This window comes from Ensifer adhaerens (assembly GCF_013283195.1).
GTDB lineage: Bacteria > Pseudomonadota > Alphaproteobacteria > Rhizobiales > Rhizobiaceae > Ensifer > Ensifer adhaerens_G.
This window is the reverse complement of record NZ_JABEKT010000004.1, coordinates 216,346-231,778: the sequence shown is the minus strand read 5'-3', so window position 1 is coordinate 231,778 and position 15,433 is coordinate 216,346. Positions and strand designations below refer to the sequence as shown.

At 62.3% G+C, this 15,433-nt stretch carries 12 protein-coding genes; 9 read left to right on the top strand and 3 right to left on the bottom strand.

What is annotated here, in order from left to right; all coding sequences use genetic code 11:
- Positions 1 to 44: 44 nt before the first annotated feature.
- Both LPJGGPFB_RS27580 and LPJGGPFB_RS27575 read right to left on the bottom strand, forming a co-directional pair.
- A complete protein-coding gene (locus tag LPJGGPFB_RS27580; RefSeq protein ID WP_173423123.1) occupies positions 45 to 1,082 on the bottom strand; it encodes an isopenicillin N synthase family dioxygenase in 1,038 nt (345 codons plus the stop codon).
- A 425-nt stretch (positions 1,083 to 1,507) separates the two neighbouring features.
- Positions 1,508 to 2,218 carry an SDR family oxidoreductase gene (locus LPJGGPFB_RS27575; RefSeq protein WP_173423122.1) on the bottom strand — a complete coding sequence of 237 codons (711 nt, stop codon included), beginning with the start codon at positions 2,216 to 2,218 and terminating at the stop codon, positions 1,508 to 1,510.
- Between the two features lie 109 nt (positions 2,219 to 2,327).
- Here LPJGGPFB_RS27575 and LPJGGPFB_RS27570 point away from each other — a divergent pair, with 109 nt between their 5' ends.
- The 9 genes from LPJGGPFB_RS27570 to LPJGGPFB_RS27530 all read left to right on the top strand — a co-directional run bounded on the left by LPJGGPFB_RS27570 (position 2,328) and on the right by LPJGGPFB_RS27530 (position 14,910).
- Positions 2,328 to 3,227 carry a LysR family transcriptional regulator gene (locus tag LPJGGPFB_RS27570; protein ID WP_173423121.1) on the top strand — a complete coding sequence of 300 codons (900 nt, stop codon included), beginning with the start codon at positions 2,328 to 2,330 and terminating at the stop codon, positions 3,225 to 3,227.
- 119 nt (positions 3,228 to 3,346) lie between these two features.
- On the top strand, positions 3,347 to 5,713 hold the full coding sequence (locus tag LPJGGPFB_RS27565) for a helix-turn-helix transcriptional regulator (RefSeq protein ID WP_234903104.1): 2,367 nt from the start codon (positions 3,347 to 3,349) through the stop codon (positions 5,711 to 5,713).
- Positions 5,714 to 5,899: 186 nt separating this feature from the next.
- Positions 5,900 to 6,928, top strand: a complete 1,029-nt coding sequence (locus LPJGGPFB_RS27560; RefSeq protein WP_173423120.1) for an ABC transporter permease — start codon at positions 5,900 to 5,902, stop codon at positions 6,926 to 6,928.
- Positions 6,928 to 7,788, top strand: coding sequence for an ABC transporter permease (locus LPJGGPFB_RS27555; RefSeq protein WP_173423119.1), 861 nt, complete (start codon positions 6,928 to 6,930; stop codon positions 7,786 to 7,788). The genes LPJGGPFB_RS27560 and LPJGGPFB_RS27555 overlap by 1 nt, the downstream gene beginning before the upstream one ends.
- Positions 7,789 to 7,792: 4 nt before the next feature.
- Positions 7,793 to 9,460 carry an ATP-binding cassette domain-containing protein gene (locus LPJGGPFB_RS27550; RefSeq protein ID WP_173423118.1) on the top strand — a complete coding sequence of 556 codons (1,668 nt, stop codon included), beginning with the start codon at positions 7,793 to 7,795 and terminating at the stop codon, positions 9,458 to 9,460.
- A gap of 50 nt (positions 9,461 to 9,510) precedes the next feature.
- Positions 9,511 to 11,070, top strand: coding sequence for a hydantoinase/oxoprolinase N-terminal domain-containing protein (locus tag LPJGGPFB_RS27545; RefSeq protein WP_173423117.1), 1,560 nt, complete (start codon positions 9,511 to 9,513; stop codon positions 11,068 to 11,070).
- Positions 11,063 to 12,193, top strand: coding sequence for an S-methyl thiohydantoin desulfurase family protein (locus LPJGGPFB_RS27540; protein ID WP_173423116.1), 1,131 nt, complete (start codon positions 11,063 to 11,065; stop codon positions 12,191 to 12,193). The genes LPJGGPFB_RS27545 and LPJGGPFB_RS27540 overlap by 8 nt, the downstream gene beginning before the upstream one ends.
- On the top strand, positions 12,190 to 13,284 hold the full coding sequence (locus tag LPJGGPFB_RS27535) for an S-methyl thiohydantoin desulfurase family protein (RefSeq protein ID WP_173423115.1): 1,095 nt from the start codon (positions 12,190 to 12,192) through the stop codon (positions 13,282 to 13,284). The genes LPJGGPFB_RS27540 and LPJGGPFB_RS27535 overlap by 4 nt, the downstream gene beginning before the upstream one ends.
- A 48-nt stretch (positions 13,285 to 13,332) precedes the next feature.
- Entirely contained in the window at positions 13,333 to 14,910 is a 1,578-nt protein-coding gene (locus tag LPJGGPFB_RS27530) for an ABC transporter substrate-binding protein (RefSeq protein WP_173423114.1), read from the top strand.
- Positions 14,911 to 15,095: 185 nt separating this feature from the next.
- Here the strand turns inward: LPJGGPFB_RS27530 and LPJGGPFB_RS27525 are convergent, their stop codons facing one another.
- Positions 15,096 to 15,332: a hypothetical protein gene (locus LPJGGPFB_RS27525; RefSeq protein WP_025428511.1), complete on the bottom strand. Its 237-nt coding sequence runs from the start codon at positions 15,330 to 15,332 to the stop codon at positions 15,096 to 15,098.
- Between the last annotated feature and the right edge of the window lie 101 nt (positions 15,333 to 15,433).

The window sequence follows — 15,433 nt, the reverse complement described above, 5'->3', positions numbered from 1 at the left end:
TGCTTCCTTCAGCGGTTGAGCGGTTGCAGTTGTAGTTGCATTGTTCAGGCTGGCACCGGCACCTTCAGCTGTTCGACCAGATCGGCGTGGTGGGCCGCAGCGACGTCGGGGTGTGATCTCAGGCGTGATTTCAGGACGTTGCGCCCGACTTCATGGAACAGGGGGTTGAGCGGGTCCTGCGTCACACCGCGAACTTCTGCGCCAAGCTCGGGTGGCAGGTCGAGAACTGGAATGGTGGAAGCGAGGTTGGCGCCGAGGAAGAAGGCGACCGAGCGGCGATCACCACCGGCGGGCGGCGTGACCACGCGATGAACATTGGCAAGCAGGTAGCCGTTCGATGCCAGCTCCAGAAGCTCGCCGACATTGATGACGAAGGTGCCGCGCTTCGGCGGCGCATCGATCCAGCCGCCCTTGCCGTCGTCGACTTGCAGGCCGCCGACTTCATCCTGAAGCAGGATGGTGACGAAACCGCCGTCCTTGTGGGCGCCGACCCCCTGGTCGCTTTCCGTCTTGTCTCGGCCAGGATAGCGGATGATCTTCAACAACTGATTGGGGCCGTCGCGGTAAATCGGCTCGAATACGTCGGCGCGCTGACCGAGCGCCTCGGCGAAAACCTCGATCAGGCGGATGCCAAGGCGGGTGACTGCCTCGATCCAGGCGAGGATCGCCGGCTTCAGGTCGGGCAGGGCGTCAGGAAACTGGTTGGGACCGACCAACCGTTTCCACGGCGCATCGCCAGCGTTAAGCTCGATGCGTTCGCGCTCGGGCCCGAAATCGACCTGTTCGCGCCAATCCTGCGTGCCCCGGGTGTATTCGAGGCCGGCGCGATTGTAGCCGCGAAAATGCGACGACTTGCGCATTTCGATCGCCAGCTTGTCCTGTTCCGGCAGAGCGAAGAAGCGACGCGAGAGATCGAGAACACCATCGATCTGCTCCTGCGCAATCCCGTGCCCCTCCAGATAGAAGAAGCCCACCGAGCGGGCGACGCTGCGCAATTCGTCAAGCGCCGCCGCCCGCTCGGGATGGCCCGCCGCAAAGCGTTGCAAATCGAGAATCGGAAGGGATGAGTTGGCGTTGGTCAATGGAAGGCTCCTTCACTGTCTGTGCTGCGGCGCTGCCGTCTTCATCTGGGTGTGTCTGCACACTGCTGTTGTGACTGGCCGCAAATGGTATGAGAAGCCTACCTGTTGTTTGCGACCTTTCAATATTCTCTATTGAAATTATAGACTAAATATAGCGACGTTGGCGCAAGAGCCGTCCGGACAACGATTGAGCTGCGAGAATTTTCAACCTTTGGGGTTTTGCCGAGAGATTTGCCGCCGGCGCTGGACAACAACGCGTTGCAAGCGACAGACATTGAGCGGCTGACTTCAGGTGTCTCGGACCCACAAAAGCAACGGAAAGCAGCCGCTCTTGATCGAACGATACGGCGCCGCGGCCTTGCCCATTCCCGATACGACGGGAATGGTGTTGACGTGATGGGAGCGGTCAATCACCGCGGTTGGGCTCAACGCAAGGCAAAGCCCCCGTCGGGGTAAAGCGTCGAGCCGTTCATGAAGCCGTTCTCCATGAGGTAGATGACAGTGTGCGCCACCTCATCGGTGGTGCCGACCCGCTTGAGCAGCGCAGCCTCGCCATAGCTGGAGAAGGAAGCCTCCCGGATGGCGTCCGGCTGACGGCGCCACAGGTCGCTGTCGATCGTGCCGGGCGAAATGACGTTCACGCGGATCGGCGCCAGTTCGACGGCGAGCGCTCGCCCCAGGCCTTCGATCGCGGCATTGCAGGCGCCATAGGCGGCACCTTCTGCCGCCGGCCTGACGCTGTAGGCGCCCGCCATCAGGGTAATGGAGCCGTTGGTATCCAGGTACGGCAGCGCATGCTTTACCGCATAATACTGCCCCCAGAACTTCGATCGGAAGGAGCTTTCGGCGACCTCGTCGGACGCCTTGTCGATCCGTCCGCGCGAGTAGGATGCGCCTGGCGTGAACAGGTGGTTAATCGGACCTGCCTGCTCGAAGAAGCTGCGCAAGGAGTCCTGATCGACATTGTCGACCGTCAGCGCGCGGCTGGCCGGACCGAGCTTGCTTGCCGCACGCTGCAGCTTTTCCGCGTCGCGCCCGCCGATAACCACGTCCGCGCCAAGGTCGATCGCGCGCTCGGCAACGCGCAGGCCGATGCCGGAGCTGCCGCCGATGATTGCTACTCTGTGCTTTCTCATTCTGTCGGATCCCTAGGATGTCAATGAATGGGCGCACTATATCCGCGAATGAAAATCGCTTATGAGAACAGTTTTCGCAGTAACTGCGAATGGAGTTCTGGAGTGTGTCATGCTTCCCGGCGATCATCTCAGTGCGATCCGAGCCTTCATGCAGGCCTCGCGGTCTTCCAGTTTTTCCGAAGCTGCCGAGCGGCTTGGCCTTTCCACATCGACGGTGGGCAAGGCTGTTGCCCGGCTTGAGAGCCAGCTGGGCGTGCGTCTGTTTCAGCGCAGCACACGCCATCTCGCACTTACCGAGGAAGGCAGAGTGTTCCTCGATGGTTGCGAACGCGCCGTGGCGGAACTGGCCGCGGTCGAGTCCGCGCTTGCCTCGCGCATGGATGAACCCGCCGGCCGCCTCAAGGTGAGTTTGCCGGAATTGCTCGGCAGGCGGATTGCCGGGCCATGCCTGATCGGCTTGGCCGCCGACCATCCGAAACTCGAACTCGATATTGCCTTCACCAATCGGCTTGTTGATCTGGTCGAAGAGAACATCGACCTCTGCGTGCGTGTCGGCGAACTTGCCGGCGGTGGCGACCTGATGGTCAGAAAACTCGGTGTGCAGCGCCTGACGCTTTGCGGTGCGCCGGATTATCTGGCGAGGCACGGGACACCGTCGCGCCCCGCGGAGCTTGCTGCGCATCATGGCGTGACGCAATCGCGTGGGCGCGCAGCAGAGACCTGGCGGTTTACTGAATCCGGGCAGACGAAGCACATCGACGTTCGCAGCGCGCTTTGCATTGCCGACCACGCCTTGATGGCGGACGCAGCCTGCCGCGGGCATGGGCTCGTGCAGTTGCCGACCTGGATTGTCGACGATGCGGTCGCAGACGGTCGGCTCGTTCCCGTTCTCGAGGCCTTTGCGCCCGTGCCGCTGCCCATCTTTGCCCTTTGGCCGCATCGGCTCGGCACGACCCCGCGCGTGCGCGTTGCGGTCGACGCCCTGGTCGATCGTTTTCGCGATTTCTAGCAGCGCAGCGAATAATTGCGGCCGATGTTGGCCGGCCAGTCTATTCCGCCTTTGCCAACCCGAGCGTCCTTGTCTAGGTTTCGCCGACAACCGCGCTTCGCCCGATGGGCAGAGAATGAATGGCTGATACGCCCCACAAAACGATCGACATCCGGCGAGACGGTCTTCTGCGACGCATCGTGATGGCGGCAGAACCGATCGTGGTTCTGGACGCCGTTGCGGGCATGGGAAAGTCGACGCTTTTGTCGCAACTGGCGTCCCATCTTCAATGTCGCATATGGCGATCGGCGCGTTCTCCCGGCGAGGACGATTTCTGCGATGGCGTGCTGCTCTGGGATCTGCCACCGGACACGCTGGAAGCCGAAATTCCCGCAATCTGGCGGGACGAGGGACGACGCGTCGTGATCGCGAAGCGGCCGTATACCCGCCTCCGCGGTCTCGATCGGGCGATTGCCTACGGCAAGGCACTCTTCCTTGGTGCTCAGGACCTCTGCTTCTCACGTGGCGAACTCGAGGCAACCTGTGGCAGGGCGGCGGTCGGGCCGCTGCTGGCGGAGACTGGAGGGTGGCCGTTTCTGGTTGGGCTGTTCTCCCGCGCCTCACGGGAAGAGGCAGCTGTCACCCGCTTTCTGGCAGACGATGTCCTGAGTGAAACGGCCGAATTCGAACTCGTCCAGCTCAGGCTCGCCCAGCAGGCGGCAAAGCCGGCGGCCAAGGCGAAAGAAGCTGTGCAGGCCTATCTGCAGGCAAGTGGCATTGCCGGTCCGCTCGCCACAGCGGTTGACATGGTGCTGGCTGAGCGTCTCGAAGACAGCACGCGTGTCCCGGCGATATCAACTGCCTATGCGGCGCACGGCATGCAGACAGAGGCGATCGCCGTGCTGCAGCGCGCCGGGCTTCACGAACTGGCGGTTCGCGCCTTCATCGCGAACTTCGGCCGGTACTACATCTTCTTCCACGGCTCGGAAGCGTTCGACCGGGTTCTCGCCGGGTTCCCAGCCGAGTTGGCGGCGCAGAATGAGGGAATCGTCACCGCACTTGCGATGCAGGCGCTGAAGCGCGGCGAGGTGCTGCGCGCACAGCGGCTGCTAGCTGATTGTTACGGCTCGCGCGCCAACAATGTGCTGAAGGTACTGAGTGATCGTGCCGCATTCTCAGCCGCATTCCGCTCCTTCCGCCTGGTGATGCTGATCTACGAAGACGTCGTGCTCGGCGATGATCTTCTGGAGCAAGCGACGACGCTCCTGTCGGAGTTTCCGCTCGACGCCGATCTTGAGCGCGGCAGCATCTACAATTCGATCCTGGAATTCTACATTCGCCGCCGCCGGTTCGCCGTCGCACAGGACATCGCCGATCGGGCGCTCTTCCATTACGAGCGCGCGGGCGTGCCGCTTCTGTGCTTCTACATCAACCTGCATCAGGCGATGATGCACCTGATGAGCGGCGATGCGGTGCGTGCCCGCAGGAACGCGGTCGACGCTGCCGAGCAATTGTCGCGCGTGCCGTTCGAAAGCCCGATGGATGCGCGACTGCTCGCTTTGCTACAGGCATGCGTTGAGTACGAGGACGGCAAGCCGGAGCCACTGGCGCGCTTCCTGACCTCCGAAATGGATGACTTTTCGCATGGTGAAATCTGGCCGAGCCTGATCGAGTTCGCCTTGCAATATGGCAGCCAGGCGCTGAGCGAGCATTTTTCGATGATCGCCGCACGCGGCTTCCTCGATCGCTGGCGCGCCTATCAGGTTTACAACAGACAGTTCCGCCTGATGATCGAGGTCCGCGACGCCGTTATCCTGCAGAACGGCAACCGCTGGCAGGAAGCGGCAGAAAAGCTTGCGGCAGTGCAGGCGCGGATCAACAGAACCTGGGTGGAGGCGGCGGTTGACGAACTGACCCGCCTGCAGGACCGCGACGAGATCGCCCTGGCAGTCGTCTGGCTGCGCCATATCGTCTTCGAAATGCCGGGGCGCGTGCATCTGGACCGTCAGCTTACGGCGCTGGCGAGCAACCTCAACCTGACGGGCCGTCAGCGATTGTGCATCGAGGTCTGGCAGGCCTATGTCGCCCGTCGCCGGCACAACCTCACGAGCGCGCGCGCCATCCTGCAGAAAACGTTCGAGAATGCGGCGCGGCTTGGCACCATTGCGCCGCTGTCGGAAGAGCGGCAATTCCTGCGGGAACTGACCGGCGACCGGCGCATCAGCGACTTCCTGCAGACCACGCCGACGTCCCAGCAGATCCTGCGCCGGCTGCGCGACACCGGCCTGCCCAACACTCCGCTCGGCGAAAAGAACGGCCTGACCCGGCGCGAAACCCGCCTGCTGCTGATGATTGCTGAGGGGGCGTCGAACAAGTTCATCGCCCATGCCCTGGGCTTGAGCGAGGCCACGGTGAAATTCCACCTCGGCAATCTCTATCGCAAGCTCGGTTGCAGCCGCCGACGGGAAGCGATCATCGCTGCAAAGGCGCTCGGCGTCATTTCCTGATCAGGTTGCAGTCCGCGCGATATACACCGTTCGCTCGTTCGGCCGATACAAGAACCTATACCTTTCTTGTAAAAACCTATCCTTTCTAGCCGTTGTGCAAACGACCCTTTCGGCTTGAAACTGCCTTCGACCGCAAAAAGCGGCAGACAGGCCGGACGATAACCGGCTGAGGGGAAAGGGTTGCCAATGGGCAATTATTACGTCGCCTTGTTTGCGCGGCGCGCGGTCGGCTTCCTTATGGTGCTGTTCGTGTTGTCGCTGATGATTTTCGTGCTCGCCCGCATCGTTCCGGGCGACCCGGCACGCATGGCCCTCGGTCCGAGCGCAACGCAAGCGCAGGTCGACCAGCTTCGCCAGCGCATGGGCCTCGATGAGCCGCTGATCACCCAGTATGTCAGCTATGTCAGCCATGCGGTGACCGGCGACCTCGGACGTTCGATCGTGTCCGATCGGGAGGTCAGCGCCGACATCGCCACCTTCCTGCCGGCGACGCTGGAGCTTGTGATCGTCACCATCGTCATCATTTTCGCGGTGGCCGTGCCACTCGGCGTGTTGACGGCGCGCTACAGGAACAGCTGGATCGACAATAGCGGCCGTTTCTTCTCGCTCATCGGCGTCACCATTCCGAGCTTTCTCTTCGCGGTGACTCTTCAGATCCTCGCGGCGGATCATTTTCCCTCATGGCCGACGCTCGGCCGGGTCGATTTCCAGCTCGGCGCACCCGCTGGCCCCACGGGTTTCCTGCTGGTCGACAGCCTACTTGCTGGCCGCCCGGACGTGTTTCTGAGCGCCCTCCAGCATCTCGCCTTTCCGGCGCTGTCGCTGGCAATGGCCGGCATCGGCCAGATCACTCGCATCACCCGCTCGGCAATGATCGACCATCAGCGCCGCGATCATGTTCTGACGCTGAAATCCTTCGGTGTGCCGGACCGTGTCATCGTCTTTCGCTATCTGCTGAAGCTGTCTTCGATCGCGCCATTGACGATCATGGGGCTCGAATTCGCCTCGCTGATCGGCAACGCCTTCGTCGTCGAAATGGTGTTCTCCTGGGGCGGCTTTGCCTCCTACGGCCTCGACGCCATCCTGCAGAAGGACCTCAACGCCGTCATGGCCGTGGTCCTCGTCTCGGGCATTTTCTTCATCGCCGCCAATCTCGTCATTGACCTGATCATCAGCATCCTTGACCCGCGGCTTCGCTTCAAGGAGGCCCGCTGATGCAGGATGCAACCCGCCTGTCCGCCGGCTACATGACCTGGTACCGATTCAGCCGGAACCCGGCCGCCGTCATCGGCGCGCTGATCGTGCTTTCGGTCATCGTCATGGCCATCTTCGCGCCGTTGATCGCACGCTTTCCCGAACATGTCGGCGCCGTCGTCGACTTCCGTAACCGCCATATGCCGCCGGATGTCGACAACTGGTTCGGCACCGACAAGGCCGGCCGTGATATCTTCTCGCGCACGGTCTTCGGTTTCCGCGTCTCGCTGTTGCTTGTCATCGGCGTGCTTGGCGTAGCTGTCCCGATCGGCTCGGCGTTGGGCATGATCGCCGGTTATGCCGGCGGCCTGACCGAGCGGCTCCTGACCGGTTTCACCGACATCATGCTGGCGATCCCACCGCTGGTGATGGCGCTTGCCATCGGTAACGTGCTCGAGCCCAATCTGGTCAATGCCATGCTGGCGATCACGCTGCTCTGGTGGACCTGGCATGCGCGCCTCGTCTATCGCGTGACAAAATCGATCGCGGCGGAAGACTATATCGAGGCAGCGCGGCTCGCCGGCGCCAGTCACCTGCATATTCTCGCAAAGGAGATCCTGCCGAACTGCATCTCGGTCATCTCGGTGAAGACGACGCTCGATGCCGCCTTCGTCATCCTCTTCGGCGCGACGCTCTCCTTCCTCGGCCTCGGCGTGAAGCCGCCGACACCCGACCTCGGCTCGATGGTCGCCGACGGTCGGCAGTTCCTGCCGGAGAAATGGTGGGAGGTTCTGGCACCCGGCTTTGCCATATTCTACGCCACGCTCGGCTTCAATCTGCTCGGCGACGGGCTGCGCGACATGTTCGATGTGGAGGCCTGAGACGATGAGCATTCCTCTCCTCAAGGTCGCAGACCTCAATATCGCCTTCACCACCTATGGCCGCCGCCAGCATATCCTGAAGGATGTTTCCTTCGAGATCGGCAGGGGCGAGCGCGTGGCGCTGATTGGCGAGACCGGCTCGGGCAAATCGGTCACCTCGAAGGCGATCCTCGGCACGCTTCCCGACAACGCCCGCATCGAAAGCGGCAGCATCGAATATAACGGCAGGCGGGTGCTCGATATGCCTGGCCGCGAGCGTGAGGCGCTGAAAGGCACGGCGTTCTCGATCATCATGCAGGACCCGTTGTCTTCGTTCAATCCGGTCTTCCGGATCGGCCGGCACCTCGACGACGTGATGTTCTATGCCGACCGGCGCGACGGTGTCAGAACTTCGGCGAAAGACCGAAAGCAGCGCATCTTCGATGTCCTGCGCCGCGTGCAGCTTCAGGATCCGGAGCGGATCTTCGATGCCTATCCATCGCAGCTTTCCGGCGGCATGCGACAGCGCGTGCTGATCGGCCTTGCGCTTCTGCACCAGCCGCAACTGCTGATCGCCGACGAACCCGGCACCGCGCTCGACGTGACCACCCAGGACGAGATCCTGAAGCTGATCAACCGGCTGGTCGACAGCGAGGGACTTTCCCTGCTTATGATCACGCACAATCTTGGCGTGGTCCGGCAGACGGCCGACCGCGTCTTCGTCATGCGTCACGGCGAGATCGTCGAGAGCGGCAATCTGCGCCAGATCTTCCAGACGCCGCGGCAGCCCTACACGATCGATCTGATCGATGCGATCCCGCCGCTTTACGGTCCGAAGGTGGTCAATCAGCCGATTTCCTCGAATGCCCCGATCATCACGCTTGAAGGGGCCGGCAAAGTCTATGTCGAAAAACCCTTCCTTGGCCGCATGAAGCGCCACGAGGCGGTCAAGCCGGTGACGCTGTCGGTGCCTGAGGGCGAGATATTCGGGCTCGCGGGCGAGTCCGGCTCCGGCAAGACGACGATTGCGCGCATGGTGATGGGGCTGATTACACCGAGTTCCGGCACGGTCCGCGTCGGCTCTCCCGCGCAGGCAAGTGCGTCGCAGCGGCTGACCCAGATCGTCTATCAGAATCCCGGCACGTCGCTGAACCCCAAGCGCACGGTGACGCAGACCCTGGCGGTTCCGCTCAGCCATGTTGGCCTGCACGGCAAGGCGGCGACATTGCGGATGGAAGAGCTGATGACGCTGGTCAACCTGCCGTCCGCCTATCTTTCCAAATATCCGCACGAGCTTTCGGGCGGGCAGAAGCAGCGCGTGGCGATTGCCCGGGCGCTTGCGGCCGAACCGAAGATCATCGTGCTCGACGAACCGACGTCGGCGCTCGACGTCTCCGTGCAGAAGCAGGTCATCGCCTTGCTGCAGCGCCTCAGGGACGAGCTTGGGCTGACTTATTTCTTCATCTCCCACGACCTTTCGCTGATGCGAAATTTCTGCAGCCGCATCGCCATCATGCTGAAGGGCGAGATCATCGAGGAGGGGAGGACGGCGGATGTCTTTGCCGATCCCCGGCACCCCTACACCCGCGCGCTCATCTCGGCGATCCCGGTGATGAGCGACGAGGAGGAAGCATTGAAACCAACGGTAAGCGTCGAGGAGAGAGCGCGCTTCCTGGTGAGATCAACGGCCTAGAGGCCGAACGAGGAAACAGGGCCGAAGGCCCATCAACAAGGAGACTGTCCGTGTATCGATTGGGAATAGATGTCGGGGGTACGAACACCGACGCCGTGATCATGGAGGGGCGGCACGTTCTGTCGGGCGTCAAGGCGTCGACGACGGAAGACGTGACGACGGGCGTCATCGAGGCGCTGGAGGGGGCGATTGCCAAGGCCGGCATCGACCGGTCCAGGATCAGCACCGTGATGATCGGCACGACGCATTTCACCAATGCTGTGATCGAGCGCAAGCATATCAACCATGTCGCCGCCATTCGCCTCGGCCTTCCGGCGACCGCCTGCCTGCCACCGATGGTCGACTGGCCGAACGATCTCGCCGAAGCCGTCGGTCATCACACCTACCTGGTGCGCGGCGGCTACGAATTCGACGGCCGCGCCATTGCCCCGCTCGATGAAGAAGAGCTGATCCGGATCGCGGCCGATATCCGCCTCAAGAACGTCAAGGCGGCGGCCATCACCTGCGTCTTCAGCCCCATCAACGCCGAGATGGAACAGCGTGCCAAGGCTGTCATCGAGAAGCATTGCCCGGGCCTTCCGATCGTCGTCTCCGGCGATATCGGCCGCATCGGCCTGCTGGAGCGCGAAAGTGCTGCCATCATGAACGCCAGCCTGTTGTCGCTGGCCGCCAAGACGGTCGACGCCTTCGCCAAGGCGCTGAAGGATGCCGGACTGTCCTGCCCGTTCTTCATCACCCAGAACGACGGCACGCTGATGGCGGCTGCGACAGTCAGAAGCTTCCCTGTTCTGACCTTCGCGTCGGGCCCGACCAATTCGATGCGTGGTGCTGCCTTCCTCACCGGCCGCAAGGAAGCGATCGTCGTCGATATCGGTGGTACCACCTCCGACGTCGGCGCCCTGCATCACGGCTTTCCCCGTCAGGCGGCGACCATCGTCGACGTCGGCGGTGTGCGCACCAATTTCCGCATGCCCGATGTGTTTTCGATCGGTCTCGGCGGCGGCTCGCTGGTGCGTGAACTCGCCAATGGTGACGTGACTGTCGGTCCGCAGTCCGTCGGCTATCGCATCGCCAGGGATGCCTTGGTCTTCGGCGGCCAGACGCTGACGACCACGGACATCGCCGTCGCACTCGGCAAGGCCGATGTCGGCGATGCGTCCAAGGTCGCGCATCTCGATCGGGCGCTCGCCGAAAAGGCGCATGCTCGGATCGTGCAGATGCTTGAAAACTCGGTCGAACGCAGCCGCGTTTCGGCCGACCCGATCCCGGTCATCGCCGTCGGCGGCGGCTCGATCCTGATGCCAGACAGGCTTGGGGATCTGGACGTCATCCGCCCGGAGAATTTTGCCGTCGCCAACGCCGTCGGCGCCGCCATCGCCCAGATCAGCGGCGAAGTTGATCGCGTCTTTGCGCTCGAGAAGGGTTTGACGCGCGAAATCTGCCTGAAGCAGGCGGAGCAGGAAGCAACGGAACGCGCGCTTTCGGCCGGCGCGATTGCCGAAACCATCCAGGTCATCGAGCGGGAAGACGTGCCGCTTGCCTATCTGCCGGGCAATGCCACCCGCATCCACGTCAAGGTCGTCGGCGAAATGGGAGGCTTCCATGGCTGAGCGTGCATTGAAGGCTCTGAACTACGATCCGTCCGATCTCTGGGTGCTCGACGAAGAGGATCTGGAGGCGCTGGAAATCGGCGCCGGCATTCTCGGCACCGGCGGCGGCGGCAACCCCTATATCGGCAAGCTGCGGGCGCGGCTGGCGATGCGCAGCGGCTACAACCTGTCGATCCTGCCGCTCGACCGGCTGGCCGACGATGCGCGCTGCATCTCGCTCGGTGGCATCGGCGCACCGGTCGTTGCCTATGAGCGGCTGAAGGAGGGGCGCGAAGGGCTGCGGTGCGTTCGTGCGCTCGAAGAGCATCTCGGGATCGCGATCGACGCTATCGTCTGCGAGGAAATCGGTGGCGCCAATTCGATGGAGCCGCTGATCGCGGCCGCCTTTGCCGGGCTTCCGGTCGTCGATTGCGATGGCATGGGGCGTGCTTTCCCGGAAATGCAGATGACCACCTTCTCGATCTACGGTCATCGCTCGACCCCGAGCGTCATGTGCGACCTGCACGGCAACGTCGTCCTGTTCCAGCATGCGGCATCCGAACTCTGGCACGAACGCATGGCGCGCGCCTGCGTCGTCTCGCAAGGCGGGGCCTCGACGCTTGCCTCGGCGCCGATGACGGGAGCGTTTCTCAAGAAGTACTCGATCCCGCATTCCTACACTCAAGCGGTCTCGCTCGGACGGGCTGTGCTGAAGGCGCGGCGCGAACACGCCGATCCGGTTGCGGCCATTTGCGCCCAGGAAAACGGGCGCCAGGTCTTTTCCGGCAAGATCGTCGATCTCGAACGTCACCTGCGTGGCGGCTTCGTCATCGGTGAAGCCAAGCTTGCCGGCATCGATGCCTTCAACGGCGACACCGCCTCGGTGATGATCCAGAACGAAAACCTCGTCTTCAGCCGCAATGGCGAAGTCGAAGTGTCGGTCCCGGACCTGATCATCGTGCTCGATGTCGACAGCGGCAACGCGATCACCACCGAAATGCTGCGCTACGGCCAGCGCGTCGCGATCGTGGCGTTGCCCTGCCACTCCCTGCTGCGCTCCGCCGCGGCACTGGAGGTTGTCGGCCCGAAAGCCTTCGGCTTCGACGATGTGACCTTCCGGCCGATCGAGGGGATGCAGCCATGACCGAGCAGCTGATTACGGCTGCCGACATGGAGGCGATCGCCATCGGCGGTGCCTATCTCGGCACCGGCGGCGGCGGGGATCCCTATATCGGCAAGCTGATGGCGCGAACGGCGATCGAGGCGAACGGTCCGGTTCGGGTGGTCCAGCCGGAAACCGTCGCCGATGACGCGCTCTGTGTTCCGGTCTTCATGATGGGCGCACCGACCGTAATGGTGGAGAAGCTGCCGCGTGGCGACGAAGCGCTGGAGGCGCTGCGCCAGCTCGAGCGGTTCCTCGGACGCAATGCCGATGCGCTGATCTGCGTTGAGGCCGGCGGATTGAACTCGACCATCCCCTTTGCCGTGGCCGCCGCAACCGGCCTGCCGCTGATCGACGGAGACGGCATGGGTCGGGCCTTTCCCGAGCTGCAGATGGTGAGCTTCACCATGCATGACATCAGCGCAACGCCACTGGTTCATGCCGACGACAAGGGCAACAGCGCGATCATCAATGCAGTCTCGAACCTGTGGACCGAACGGCTCGCCCGCGTCCAGGCGATCCAGATGGGTGGCGCCAGCCTTGTTGCCGCCTATCCGATGACCGGGGCCCAGATGAAGGCTGGAATCCTGCGCGGCACACTCAGTCTCATCAAGGGCATCGGCGAGACGATTGCCGCCGAGCGCAGAGCGAAGCGTCATCCCGGCATCGCGCTTCGCGAGCAGTTCGACGGCCGACACCTGTTTACCGGCCGCGTCGTCGATGTCGACCGGGTGACGACAGGCGGTTTCGCGCGGGGCAGGGCCGTGCTCAAGGGCATCGACGGTTTTTCCGGCCGCACTTTCGAAGTCGCCTTCCAGAACGAGTTCCTGGTCGCGCGCGGCGATGGCGGACAGGTCATCGCCTCGACGCCGGATCTCATCTGCGCACTCGACGCCGATGGTGGGCTGCCGGTCACGACGGAGCAGTTGCGTTATGGCCTGACGGTCGAATTCACCGGGCTTCCCTGTGATCGGCAGTGGCGGACGGCCAAGGGGCTCGAACTCGCGGGCCCCGGTTACTTTGGCTACGACCATGCCTACGAGCCGGTCGAGGCGCTCAACCCGGCCGCCTGAGGGCCGCCGGACCGAAACAACGACAATCAACAAAAAGGGAACTGAGACATGAAGAGAACACTCATCACAGGGCTGCTTCTGGGGCTGGTGCAGACGACGGCACTCACCGCCCCGGCCGCGGCTCAGGAGAAGGTGTCGATCGTCGTCAACGCGACGCAGGAGTTCGGCACCATCGATCCCGGCAAGATCAACGATTACACCGAGTATATGGCTGCCGTGAACCTCTATTCAGGTCTGACGACGGTCAACCCCGATGGCTCTGTGGTGCCGGAACTCGCCGAAAGCTGGAGCGTCTCCGATGACGACAAGACCTACACCTTCAAGCTGAAGGACGGCGCAAAATTCCAGGATGGCACGCCAGTCAAGGCTTCAGATGTCGTCTACACGGTCAAGCGCCTGCTCGCGATCAACGAAGGTCCGTCCTACCTTTTCACCGATATCGTCGATCCCGCCAAGTTGAAGGCCGTCGATGATCGGACCGTGGAGATCGGTCTGAAGAAGGTCTATGCGCCGTTCATCAGCAACACGCCGCTGATCCTTGTTCTCAATGAAAAACTGATCCGGGAGAACAGCAAGGAGGAGTGGGGGACGGACTACCTGACAGATCATCCGGCGGGTGCTGGACCTTACATGCTGTCATCCTGGCAACGTGCCTCGCAGATGGTCGTCAATCGTTTCGAGGGCTATCACGGCGGCTGGAGCAAGGGGACACCGATCGACGAAATCCGTTTTGTCATCACCCATGACGAAGCGACGGTGAAGGCGCTTGCGGCAAAGGGCGAACTCGGCATGTCGGCGCGCGCCCAGGCAAACGAGACCTTCGAGGCAATCGAGAAGATGCCGGGCTACAAGATCCTGCGCGGCACGACGGCGACCGGCTTCTACATCAAGATGAACACCCAGGTCCCGCCGACCGACGATATCCACGTCCGGCGCGCGATTGCGCTTGCGACCGACTACGAAACCGTGCGCAATGTCATCCATCCCGGCGAACCTATGAACGGGCCATTGGCGTCCGTGTTCAAGGATGCCTATCTCAACGATTTGTCCGCCCCGGAATACAACCTGGAAAAGGCGAAGGAAGAGCTTGCCAAGTCGAAATATGCCGGCAAGGGGCCAATCAAGCTCAGCCACACCTATGTCACGGGCTTGGCCTTCGAAGAGGACATCGCGCTGTTGATGCAGGCCAATCTCGAGCAGATCGGTATCGAGCTCGACATCAAGCCGGAGCCCTGGAACCGTATCACCGAACTGGCTGCCAAGGTGGAGACGACGCCGGCGACCACCCAGGTCTTCTATGGCCCGACCTATCCGTCGCCTGACAGCGTCTTCTATGTGCAGTATCACTCCAAGGCGAAAGGCACCTGGGCCTCGATGGAATGGTTGCAGGATCCGGAAGTCGACGCATTGATCGACAAGTCGCGCGAGACGCTCGATCCGGCCGCGCAGAACGATCTCTATAAGCAGATACAGCGCAAGGTCACCGATGCGCAGGCCGACGTGTTCCTGACGGTGGAGTCGCAGCGCTACGCCGCAAGCAAATGCCTCCAGGGCTATGCCTATATCCCGATGCAGAGCTGGGACCTGAACTTCTCGCGTTTCTGGTGGGATTGCCAGGCTGACTAAAGCATGTCACGCAAAAGTGTGCCGCGGTTTTGCGATAACGACATGCGCAAAAACAAGAACTTAAAGCGCGTCAAGTGAATCTGAAAGATCGCGAAGCGCTTTAAAATGGAAAGCCCTGCTTTGCGGGAGCGCGAAGCAGGGCTTTTTTCTATGCCACCAGCGAAATTGACGTCGACCCCGACTGCTCAGCAGTTTCCGAGGCTGGCGCGGCTCATGAGTTCGTTGGTCAGCAGTGCGGTCTTGTCGCCGCATTCCTCGACTTCCTTGAGCAGCGCTGCGAGCGCGAGCTCGAGGCAATATTGAACGCCTTCGACATTCAGTGTGCGCGACGAATCGCGCGCGTAGGTGACAAGGCGGGCCAGCGCCAGCAGCTCCTTCTCCTTGTCTTCAGGTTCAAAGGACATGGCGATCGAAGATTGCATGATTTTCCCCGGTTCCCTGCGGATCAGCCCGATCCGCTTCAACATGGCAAATCATAGCGTGACTTTTCATTGATGCGCGTGACACGAGCGTGACACACGTT

Excerpts from the sequence above, each read along its gene's own strand:
- LPJGGPFB_RS27575 (WP_173423122.1), bottom strand. The coding sequence starts at position 2,218 with ATGAGAAAGCACAGAGTAGCAATCATCGGCGGCAGCTCCGGCATCGGC.
- LPJGGPFB_RS27570 (WP_173423121.1), top strand. The coding sequence starts at position 2,328 with ATGCTTCCCGGCGATCATCTCAGTGCGATCCGAGCCTTCATGCAGGCC.
- LPJGGPFB_RS27565 (WP_234903104.1), top strand. The coding sequence starts at position 3,347 with ATGGCTGATACGCCCCACAAAACGATCGACATCCGGCGAGACGGTCTT.
- LPJGGPFB_RS27560 (WP_173423120.1), top strand. The coding sequence starts at position 5,900 with ATGGGCAATTATTACGTCGCCTTGTTTGCGCGGCGCGCGGTCGGCTTC.
- LPJGGPFB_RS27555 (WP_173423119.1), top strand. The coding sequence starts at position 6,928 with ATGCAGGATGCAACCCGCCTGTCCGCCGGCTACATGACCTGGTACCGA.
- LPJGGPFB_RS27550 (WP_173423118.1), top strand. The coding sequence starts at position 7,793 with ATGAGCATTCCTCTCCTCAAGGTCGCAGACCTCAATATCGCCTTCACC.
- LPJGGPFB_RS27540 (WP_173423116.1), top strand. The coding sequence starts at position 11,063 with ATGGCTGAGCGTGCATTGAAGGCTCTGAACTACGATCCGTCCGATCTC.
- LPJGGPFB_RS27535 (WP_173423115.1), top strand. The coding sequence starts at position 12,190 with ATGACCGAGCAGCTGATTACGGCTGCCGACATGGAGGCGATCGCCATC.
- LPJGGPFB_RS27530 (WP_173423114.1), top strand. The coding sequence starts at position 13,333 with ATGAAGAGAACACTCATCACAGGGCTGCTTCTGGGGCTGGTGCAGACG.
- LPJGGPFB_RS27525 (WP_025428511.1), bottom strand. The coding sequence starts at position 15,332 with ATGCAATCTTCGATCGCCATGTCCTTTGAACCTGAAGACAAGGAGAAG.